A 10188-nucleotide genomic window follows, 5' to 3' on the forward strand; every position below is an offset into this window, starting at 1 on the left:
TTTGAATCATTATTTTTTAACTCTAAGTTCTTTTATTAATTCTTTTTTGTATTTGTAATATGTATTTCTAGCTAATCCAACTAGTTTCATTACCTCAATATCCTTTAGGGTTCCTTTAAAATCTTTTGAATATTTTTGTATTTGTTCCTTAGCTTCTATTGATTTTTTTGTTGTTAGCTTTGTTCCTTTGATTTGCCCTATCTGCTTACCATTTAATCTTGCTGTCTGTATACCCTCTTTAGTTCTTTGCTGTAAGTCTGTGACTTCTTTTTCGCTTTGGATAAACGCTAGCTTGATTTGTTCTTTAGCTAGTGCAAGAAGGTATTTGTTAATACCTTCTAGTATCATATCTACCATTGTGCCTGTCATTTGTATATTACTTGTTAATGCCTGCTTGTATGTCGTTGTGTTTATATGAGCTTCTTTAATGAATATTAACTCAATCCCTTTATTATACAACTCTTCATATAACTGAAAACCTTCCTCGGCATTCCTAGACATTCTACTAACACTATCAAATACTATTGTATCATCAGCTTTTACTTTCTTAAGAAGCTTATCAAATTCTTTTCTCCCCTCTACTTTTGTTCCTGTAAATACTTCCTCAACTATTACAGCATTAGCATAAATGTCTTTTATATTTCTTACCTGTCTATCCATTGATTGTTGCTTTGTAGAAATCCTTGTGTATCCATATATCATTAGTTAATCCATCCTTTATTTAATGTTAAAGTATCAATTTTAACGTTCATTTATTTTGATACTCTAATATTAGCATCTATTTTTCTATAAATCAATGACTTTTGATACTTTGATAGCATACATTACTTTTGATACTCTTGATTGAGCTATTAATATTCGATTTCTATCTACCTCTTTACCTGTCTATTTGTAATTTCCTATTTAAAAACTCGGTGAACAGTAATCACCTATTTCAAAAAACTCTAGAAACAGATTTAGTTGTTGAATAGTATTACTAATTTATATAACTTATTTGTTTTTGACTTAATCTATTAGTTGTTTTCTATATAATTTGAGATTTTATATCTTAATTTATATAATAAATAGATTATGTAGAAATGAGTTTCGTACATGAAAATAAAAACAGTATAAAAATTAGGTTTATACTGTTTTTATTTAAAATTATTCCTTATGAAGACTTGTTTTTTATAGAATATAATTACAGCAATTAGTGCTACCAATATCAATAAAAATGTTATAAAATTTGCAACAATTATATAATGCTCATTTTTTTCAAATAAACTATATTGAAAAAAGTGAATAAAAAATTCATCTAAATAGAACAACAAAAATCTTGGGAATAAATATGAAATACATATTATCACAGAAGCTACTCCAATTAAAGAAAATACTTTTGTTGTTTTTTTCGATTTTATTTTTATATTAACTTTCCCCTTTCCACAAAATTATTTAACTAGTTTTTAGATTTCTCATTATTTAGAAAACCAATTTTCAAGTTATTTGTTAATTAAACAAAACTAATCTCATACTATTAAAAATAAATCTTACTTCATTTAATTTTGTAATTCTTGTTTTATTTTCTTGTTCCTTTTTAAAGTATAGCTTATTTTTAAGATTCAAGTCATTTGATTTTTTACTTAACAGAATTATTTTTTACAGTAAAACCCTTATATTAATGTATCTATAATATCAATTAAATTATTAAAATTTATACCTACTCTTTCATACACTATTATCATAACACTACCTCAGTTCATCTCATTTATAATGATTATGCAATATATTTTCAGTTCAGCAAAACTATATTTTTCATAACTTCAATATCAAATATATTTTAATACTTATTTAAAATACTTTTATTTCAAATATCTATAAAATACTACAGTATGGTCAAATTTTGGTTTTTCCGAACACGAACATATCACCTTTTTTATATCAACTATTCCTTAAATATTTTATATAAAATCGCCAAAATCTTTTTTATATTTACTAAGCTACCAAATTTTTAAAACAAAAAAATGATACATCAATAAGGATTATATTTCTATACAATATAACTCTTACTGATATACCATTTAAAAACCTCATGAGAGGTAAGGGGATGATAATTGTATAATTATCACATAAGTTCTTCTATTCTGTATATAGGGTTTATACTTAGATAATAGCAGATACTTTGTGTTTTTTCTACATTTTCCTATTTTTTCCTTACTGGTAAAATATGCTAATTTACATATAATAAAAAGCTTCAATAGTAATCAAACTATCAAAGCTTATCTTTATCTAATATCTATTATTTATATTTGATTGAAACATTTTGACATTTCGGATAGATTCTTTTGAAGCTTTTACTATATCAACAAGAACCCTTATCTCATATTCATTACAATCTTTTAAAACTTCGCTTAATTCTTTTTCAAAAACAACTTTGGAGTCTAAGATTGTATCACACAATAATTCATCTATTGATACCCCTAACACGTTAGCGATTGCGATTAGAGTTTGCAAACTTACAGAAGATTTACCCGTTTCGATGTTGCTCATGTGGGAAGGAGTTATGTTTATTATTTCTGATACAGTGTCTTGTGTAAGCTTTTTTCTTATTCTAGCAATTTTGATTCTCTGTCCAATAGCCTTAAAATCAAGTTCCATATACATGTATTCACCTTTCCTAAGTATTCACACATATTGTAACCTGTTCATAATTATATTATAATGAACTAACAAAAGTTTTATTGCCTATGCTACATAATAATGAACTATTGAAAGTATAATTTGCAATAGTTCAAGAAAGTGAGAATATAATGGATATACTAAAGATACCCGAAGCTGAATTTAAAGTCATGAAATTTGTATGGAGTAAAAACGATATAGTCACTTCTAAGGAAGTCATAAAGGCAATGCAAATTGAATGTGATTGGAAACCAACAACAACACTAACACTTTTATCAAGACTTGTTGTTAAACGCTTTTTAGCATCTGAACGAATAGGCAGAATTACACATTACACAATACTTATAACCAAAAAGGATTATAAAGTATCTGAAACAAAAAGATTCTTAAATGACATACATTCAAATTCATTAGAAAGCCTTTTAGCTTCTTTGAAAGATAATATTAAACATAAAAAATAGTACACCAGTATAAATAATATAACTTATACAAGTGTACTTTTTTTATATGTTACTCACTTAATTATCTTTTAAACTTATGTAAATACTTATGTTGATAGTTTTCAAATTGTTACATAACTCTTGTAAATATATTTTTTTATAACTTATACCTATTCTAAATCGTTTAATTATGTGATTATAAACCACTATTTCTATAAACTTTATAAAAGAATTAACCCTATAAATACCAAGAGAACTAAAACACCTATAAACATTTGTACTTTTTTATTGTTCCTATAATTTATCCATGTCATAACACTTAAAAGAGTTATAAATAATAAATTTATAATTACTATTGGTATTTTAATTACACCTAATAATTTTAAAATTACTAATACCATTGAAATTACTGAAATTACCAATGCTAAGTTAGGTAAAAAGTTTCTTTTCATATAAACCCCCTTAATACAAAGCAACATTTTTTAGTATTATTAGTATTTAAGATTAGCTATTAGATTAATCCTTCTAAAAGAACCTCTTTGTCTGCTTCATCAACTGTATTTAATAGCTTATTTATTCTAGTTTCAACTAAATGCTCTATACTTAAATCACTATCCATTAATCCTAATTCTTTTTTGATGTCCTCTATTTCTATATGTTTCTTAATAGTATAAACTCTAATCATTTTTTTATCTGTGACAGGGTTTGGAAGTATATTTTTATAGTATTTATAGGGCAACCCTGTCACACCTCTAAATCTTTTGCACTCAATAACAAAAATTGATTGTAAAATTAGGCTTATTTTTTTAATAGTTAACTTCTTTTTAGTCGCTAGAAACGTCTGTAAATCAACGATTAGGGCTTCTAGGTGTTCTTTTGTATAACTTGTACCAACTCCAAAATTGAAATTGATATAGTTGTAAGTATAAGTACCAATATTATCATCATTTATCAAAGAATTTGCGTATTTTCCATTAATTTTTCGATAAATTGTTGTATTTATCTGTTCAAAAAATAGATTTCTTTTCTCGTCTGACATTGTCGCAAGTTTCCAAGATAGGTCAATACTATAACTATTATCTAATACAAAATCACTGAATAAGTCTATTGTTTTTCTGCAATTATTATTAATTATTAGGCTATATAAATCATGTTCCATATAATGTTTTAAACAAATATTACTATCTATTCTCATATCATAGTGATATTTTAGTAAACTATTACTGGTCATTGACTTCTTAATCTCACTATAGCCTACCAAATATTTTTTATGTCCTTCTAGTTGCTCTATTGCTGATTTCTTCTTCTACCTTTTCAGCTTCTTTTTCTGTTTCTACTATCTCAATTTTATTAGTCAACGCTCTTTATATCTAGAGGACTATTATTTCATAAATACACACAATAAACTTTTACCCTAAAAAGGGGACAGTACTACGTACCCCTTAATACAAAGACCCCTTTTTTAACGCACCTATTTTTTTAACGTTGTTCTTACCTTAGATTCACTTATATTTAATTGTTTTGCTATACTTCTATTACTTAATCCCTTTTCTTTAAGTTTTAATAGCTCATTTTTTAAATCTAAAAGCTCCTGTTGTTTTTTTGTTAATCCATTTTCATTTCTTCAAGCTAACTTTATGCCTTCTTAAAGTATTTCGGGTGTCCTAAAAACACAAACTCGTATCCTAAAGAGGGAACAGGACTACGTCCCCCTTAATACAAAGACCCTTTTCAGTTGACAAATTATAAAGACTTTAAAAGTTTGCTTACTGCTTGTCTACTTATTCCAAGATTTCTTGCTATTTCACTTTGATTCAGTCCTTTACTTTTTAGTTCTAATAGCTCATTTATTCTATCTTGCTTTTCCTGCTCCCTACTTGTTAACCCGTTCTCATTTCTTCTATTTTCATTTCTTTTTATATTTTTTCTTCTATATTTTTCATTTGTGCCAATTATTGATTTAAGATATTTTTGTTCTTCTTCTGTTATTCCCAATAAATCTATCAATGTACTATTCTTAAATTTATATTTCTTGCCCTTATAAGCCGTTTCTGCACTCTTTGTATGTTTTACTACTTCATTATCCTTTAATGGTTTTACAAACTGTTTATTTAGCTCTAAGGTACATTCTAAAGCTTGTCCCTCATCTTCCATGAAGCAACAAGTAAAATATCTATATAAAAATAAAGTTACTTCTCTGCACCCTTCCATATCGTAATCTCTTAACTCACATATTTTTATCAAGTCGTTAAGTCTTGCATGATATAAACTATATTCATTAAATAAGCTAACGACTTTTTTAGGTCTACCTTTAACTTTTTTCTTTTTTTCTTTTAACTCTGGTAAATAATTTTCTTGTATCTCTTTTAGTGTATATGTATATCCATCATAATCAATTATCTTAACTTCTGTTTGTGTCTTGGAGTTAATTGTTCCTGTGGCTCGTAACACACGTGTAGGGTCTAATGCTTTCGCATCTGCTCCAAATTCTTCTAATTGATTATATATATATCTTTGTATTGCATACCAAAGTGGCAAGGCTTTACTTGGTACTGGTTCAAGTTTTAATACATAATATAGTCCCCTTCCACTATCGACTAGCATAGTTGGGTTTGGTATTATGCCATTTAAATCTTTTTCTATAAAAAATCTGACTGCTTCTTTTGTATAATTTGTATTGTAACAATCTATATCTATAAATATCGCATTTAATTCTTTTATATTTTCAATTCTTCTCTGTGGCTTATAAAAGGTATTATGACTTATATAAACATTTACTTTATTATCTATAAGCTCCGAATATCTCTCTTCTAATTCATTTATTTTATAGTGCCATTGAGTGAATTTTTGCTCTTTTTTACTTGCTAATGTTATGTATCCTTTTGACTTACTATGTATTACTTCTAAGTTATTTATATCATTTAACAGTATATTCTTTGCATTTGAACAAGTCATATTTCCCCCTTATTTTAGGAGTCAATCAAGTTCTAACAAGCTATGTATTTACATTCTTTTGTAAATCTCGTATAATTAACTTATATATGTTGATTAGACTCTAGTAGTATGATTGACTCTAGTTGAAAAGGTGAGTGTATGCCGTCACACAGGCACTCGCCTTTTGTTATTTTTTGTTAATTAATATTATATCATTAATAAAATTATAATTGACGGTTTTAATATATATTTTCAGTTCCTTTTTAAGCATAGTTTTTCTGCCAAGTCTATAAATTCAGCTAACCCAAAACCATCTAAAACGCCCATTCGGTATGCGTATTCTTTTTCAATTACACTGTTACCAAATACTTTTTCCTCAAAATCAATTAGCATTTTTTTATATTCTTTTTCTTCTAATATTTCTAATAACCTGCTCATGATTCTTTCAGATTCTTTTTTGTCACTTAAATATATTTCGTCATTTTCCAATAGTTCTTCTTCTACATTTATACTATATGTATCAAATCCAGCCCTTAACAAATCATCTTTTATCACTTTCAACTCTCCTTTTTATCTACATTTAAACCTTTTGTACCCTAGAATTATTTGTTTTGTAATCTTATATTTTTAGTTAAGTTTCGTTAGGTTTTTAATATATTTTCTATTTTTAATCACTCCCAGTATTTTACACTTATACTATAATATTAACTATGTACGATAATGGTTGTCAATAGTTAAATTGCGTACAATACATATCTTGTGTAATATGTATTTATATAACTAATGATTATAAGGGGGTTAATATGTATATACAATTAAATGAATTATTAATGTCTAGGGGTAAAAGTAAATACTGGTTATCAAAGCAAACGGGAATGACACCTCAAAACATTGGTCGATTAGCTTCAAATCAAACCACATCTATTAAATTCGATTCTTTAGAAAAAATTTGTATGGCTCTTAAATGTTCACCTAATGAATTGTTAGGTTGGGACAAATAAAAATATTAATTCTAAAGGGTTTATTTATAACTACTAGAAAGCTACTTTAGTAGTTATTTTATTTTGGAGGTCTAAACATGGATAGATATACATTTGATAACTTACCTGTTAAGGAGCAAATACAATATATTAATAATAAGCTCCTAGAGGGCGATACACTAACTAATACATGTAAAGATATTGGTATTGGTCGTACAACTATAAGAAATAGATTTAAGCAACATGGATATGAATTTAATCAAGCTAAGAAGCTATACATATCTATTGTTGAGGTTGTTGAATTAGAAAGTAGTTCAAAAGTAGTTACGGGCGACACTAGCAATGATAATACTTTAATTGATACAACTAACATTGATTTTAATAATATTTTATCTAAATTCAATGATATGAATAATAAACTAAATGAAGTATATAGCTGGTACGAATCACAAAGTAGTAATAAAGTAGTTGGGGCTGATAAACTAAATATAGATGATTTTGAAGGCAATATAGTCACTAGAAGCTATAAGGTCTATGAAGATATTCAAAAAGAGTTTGTAGCCTTCTGTGAAGCTAATAAAAAGTACAGGGTACAAGATATTATTAGTCAAGCTCTTAAAGATTTTATGGATAAATATAAATAGTTTACCTACTTTCTGACATTCTAAAAACTTTTCCATGAAAATCTCATTTTTTGGTTTTCTGTGAAAAATATGTACTCCTTCCAGTTCTCTATCTTTATTTACTTATTAAATGTGATGGGGGGCGTATTATATATATTTCTATCGAGCATATACTCATCAAAACATAGCATTAGTTTGATTATTATATTTCTATTTGCTCTAAGCTTTTATATATAATTTATCCCTCAATACATTGTAATTACTTACTTCTTTAGTTTTAATATTAATATTCAAATCATTCCTTTTTAAAGGTGCTATAAGTGCTATATAGACATTGCAACTTATATACTTTTTACGGGTGCAGTTGCATATGCAAAATCTTTATTTCCCGACATTTAACCATATGTAAATATTTATATCCTTTATTAGTCAAACATAGTATTTTAAACAACTCCGACTATCTTTAGTAGTAATATTTTACATAGCTTTACTAATGTATTTTTGCATCTGCAACCATGATTTTAAGTTGCAACACCCCACCCCCACACCTTACACAAAACAACGCCTATCTCCGAAGCCATATACCTACCTCGGTTCACATTTTTTAATTTTAAATGGTTATTTTTATCAAGGGGGGGCTAATTGTTGCACTTTTTTATGGCAAATCAAAGCCTTATATGTATTGGTATAGCTTCATTTGAAGTACTTAATTGAGTTGTTTCAATCTAAATTAAGTGAGTTTTAATCAATCAAAATATATAGGTTGCAACTTTATTTCAAAAGCATAATAATACCCTTTCAAATAAACATATAATTCAGTAATTCTATTAAATGATATAAAGCTATACACATATTGGTATCACTACCTTATAGCCTTGTAATTAAGTTTGTATTTTAAATATTCGAGTTGTTTTTTCCTTTAGTTTAGCGATTTTGAAATATTATAATATTAAGCTTCAATATTCCTTCACTATCATTTAATAATCAATTAATAATGGTTATTTTTTCTAAACAAGATAAAAACAATATCTATGCAAGTAATAGTAATACATACAAGTATATAAAAAAATGTACGATTACTATAAACTATTACATTTATTTTAGTTGTCTTTATCCATTGCAATTACTTACACATACGCCTATTTAATTAATCATTAACTATAAAATGTAAAAATAGCAAAGAAAATCGTACATTTTTAACTATAAATTAAGTTTCATAATGGCATTATCAGTTTGTTTTTGTACTATCCCAATATATGTTAGCGTATCTATTTGATTAGCATGGTTTAAAGCTCTTTGCGCTACTTCAATTCCTTTATCCTTAAATATATGTAAACCATGTGTTTTCCTCATACTATGAGTACCTATATTTAATCTTATCCTACAGGCTTTTGAAGCTTTTTTAATAATTCTATATGCTTGTGTAGTACTTATTGCTTCATTCTCTCCCTTTTGACTTTTAAATAGGTATTCATTAGTTGGTTTATTTTTGCAATATATATCTAATATTTCTTTCAAACTATCATTTATAGGCTTTCTTATTCTTTTCCCTGTCTTGCTTTCTCTTATATTTATTTCTCTTTTCTTGTACACATCTTTGACTCTTAGTTTTAAAATATCCTCTATTCTAAAGCCAGTATTTAACCCTAAAGTTATTAGAGTTAAATCTCTTATTTTACCTTTATTTCTAAAATATCTTTTAAGCTTCTCTATATCTTTTTTATTTTCAATAGGCTCTACTCTCATTTAAATCACTCCTATTTATAAATGCCAAAATTGGTGTTCATAAAAAACACAATATACACTTTTCCCTTTGGATTGTATTTGCCAAGCAAGATGCTTTTCTTATACTTTTAGTTTCAGCTAAGCAATCATGTAAAAGTTATTCGTCAGCTTCATCAACTCTAAAAACTCCCGATTTATTCTTTGCAAATACATCTGATAAATTTACTTTCCTTAAATCTAGTTTTAGTCTTTTTCTATAACTTCTTTTAGCTCCTTTCATATTTTTATAACATCTTATGTAAATATCTTAATACATTTATATAAGCAAAAAGTTGACAAAGTGTTGCTAAAGTGTTGCTAAAATATCTTTTTTTCTTGAGTAAATTAAAATTTTTACACAATGGGACTATAGAACCCTATTATATTTTTGGAAATTAAAAAAATGGATATAAAAGCAATTGCAATGCTCCCAACCCATTTGTATACTTCAAATTATAGCATAATAATAGACTAGTGTTCCTACTAACCTATGTTTTCTAGCAACACTTTAGCTTTACTAATATCTAAATATCTACTATTAATATCCAATACACTTTAATATGTTTGTACCTGTCCCTTAGCTTCTGTATAGCTTAAATCATTTCTTTCAAGAATCATTATGCATTCCTTTAAAGCTTCTTTTAATAGTTTTTTTACCATAGTTTTTTGAATCATTATTTTTTAACTCTAAGTTCTTTTATTAATTCTTTTTTGTATTTGTAATATGTATTTCTAGCTAATCCAACTAGTTTCATTACCTCAATATCCTTTAGGGTTCCTTTAAAATCTTTT

The 10188-nt window shown here is 26.5% G+C and carries 11 protein-coding genes and 1 pseudogene; 3 read left to right on the forward strand and 9 right to left on the reverse strand.

All coding sequences use genetic code 11. The annotated features are described in order from the left end of the window. Positions 1-9 precede the first annotated feature (9 nt). Positions 10-702 (reverse strand): recombinase family protein, encoded by a 693-nt coding sequence (locus IC174_RS20335; RefSeq protein WP_227483901.1) that lies wholly within the window; start codon positions 700-702, stop codon positions 10-12. Between the two features lie 1563 nt (positions 703-2265). After that, positions 2266-2634: a helix-turn-helix domain-containing protein gene (locus tag IC174_RS20340; protein WP_227483902.1), complete on the reverse strand. Its 369-nt coding sequence runs from the start codon at positions 2632-2634 to the stop codon at positions 2266-2268. Between the two features lie 152 nt (positions 2635-2786). Between IC174_RS20340 and IC174_RS20345 the strand changes: the two genes are divergently transcribed. Next, positions 2787-3116: a BlaI/MecI/CopY family transcriptional regulator gene (locus tag IC174_RS20345; RefSeq protein ID WP_227483903.1), complete on the forward strand. Its 330-nt coding sequence runs from the start codon at positions 2787-2789 to the stop codon at positions 3114-3116. A 200-nt stretch (positions 3117-3316) separates the two neighbouring features. Here the strand turns inward: IC174_RS20345 and IC174_RS20350 are convergent, their stop codons facing one another. The 5 genes and pseudogenes from IC174_RS20350 to IC174_RS20370 form a co-directional block, all read right to left on the reverse strand. Beyond that, entirely contained in the window at positions 3317-3547 is a 231-nt protein-coding gene (locus tag IC174_RS20350) for a hypothetical protein (RefSeq protein ID WP_227483904.1), read from the reverse strand. Between the two features lie 59 nt (positions 3548-3606). After that, on the reverse strand, positions 3607-4326 hold the full coding sequence (locus tag IC174_RS20355) for a hypothetical protein (RefSeq protein ID WP_227483905.1): 720 nt from the start codon (positions 4324-4326) through the stop codon (positions 3607-3609). 240 nt (positions 4327-4566) lie between these two features. Next, positions 4567-4653: pseudogene (locus IC174_RS21500) on the reverse strand (winged helix-turn-helix transcriptional regulator); the annotation flags it as partial. 185 nt (positions 4654-4838) lie between these two features. Next, positions 4839-6050, reverse strand: a complete 1212-nt coding sequence (locus IC174_RS20365) for a MarR family transcriptional regulator (RefSeq protein ID WP_227483906.1) — start codon at positions 6048-6050, stop codon at positions 4839-4841. A 231-nt stretch (positions 6051-6281) separates the two neighbouring features. Then, positions 6282-6584, reverse strand: coding sequence for a hypothetical protein (locus IC174_RS20370; RefSeq protein ID WP_074099020.1), 303 nt, complete (start codon positions 6582-6584; stop codon positions 6282-6284). 248 nt (positions 6585-6832) lie between these two features. On the opposite strand from IC174_RS20370, the gene IC174_RS20375 reads away from it, so the two are divergent. Both IC174_RS20375 and IC174_RS20380 read left to right on the forward strand, forming a co-directional pair. Beyond that, positions 6833-7030: a helix-turn-helix domain-containing protein gene (locus tag IC174_RS20375; protein WP_038811696.1), complete on the forward strand. Its 198-nt coding sequence runs from the start codon at positions 6833-6835 to the stop codon at positions 7028-7030. A 77-nt stretch (positions 7031-7107) separates the two neighbouring features. Then, the gene (locus IC174_RS20380) at positions 7108-7653 is read left to right on the forward strand and encodes a hypothetical protein (protein WP_227483907.1); all 546 of its coding nucleotides are present in this window, start codon (positions 7108-7110) and stop codon (positions 7651-7653) included. A 1179-nt stretch (positions 7654-8832) separates the two neighbouring features. Here the strand turns inward: IC174_RS20380 and IC174_RS20385 are convergent. Next, entirely contained in the window at positions 8833-9378 is a 546-nt protein-coding gene (locus IC174_RS20385; RefSeq protein ID WP_227483908.1) for a tyrosine-type recombinase/integrase, read from the reverse strand. A gap of 136 nt (positions 9379-9514) precedes the next feature. Continuing rightward, a complete protein-coding gene (locus tag IC174_RS21215; RefSeq protein WP_255625542.1) occupies positions 9515-9637 on the reverse strand; it encodes a hypothetical protein in 123 nt (40 codons plus the stop codon). Positions 9638-10188 lie beyond the last annotated feature (551 nt).

The sequence above is a fragment of the Clostridioides sp. ES-S-0001-03 genome (assembly GCF_020676075.1).
In the GTDB taxonomy this organism is placed as follows: domain Bacteria; phylum Bacillota; class Clostridia; order Peptostreptococcales; family Peptostreptococcaceae; genus Clostridioides.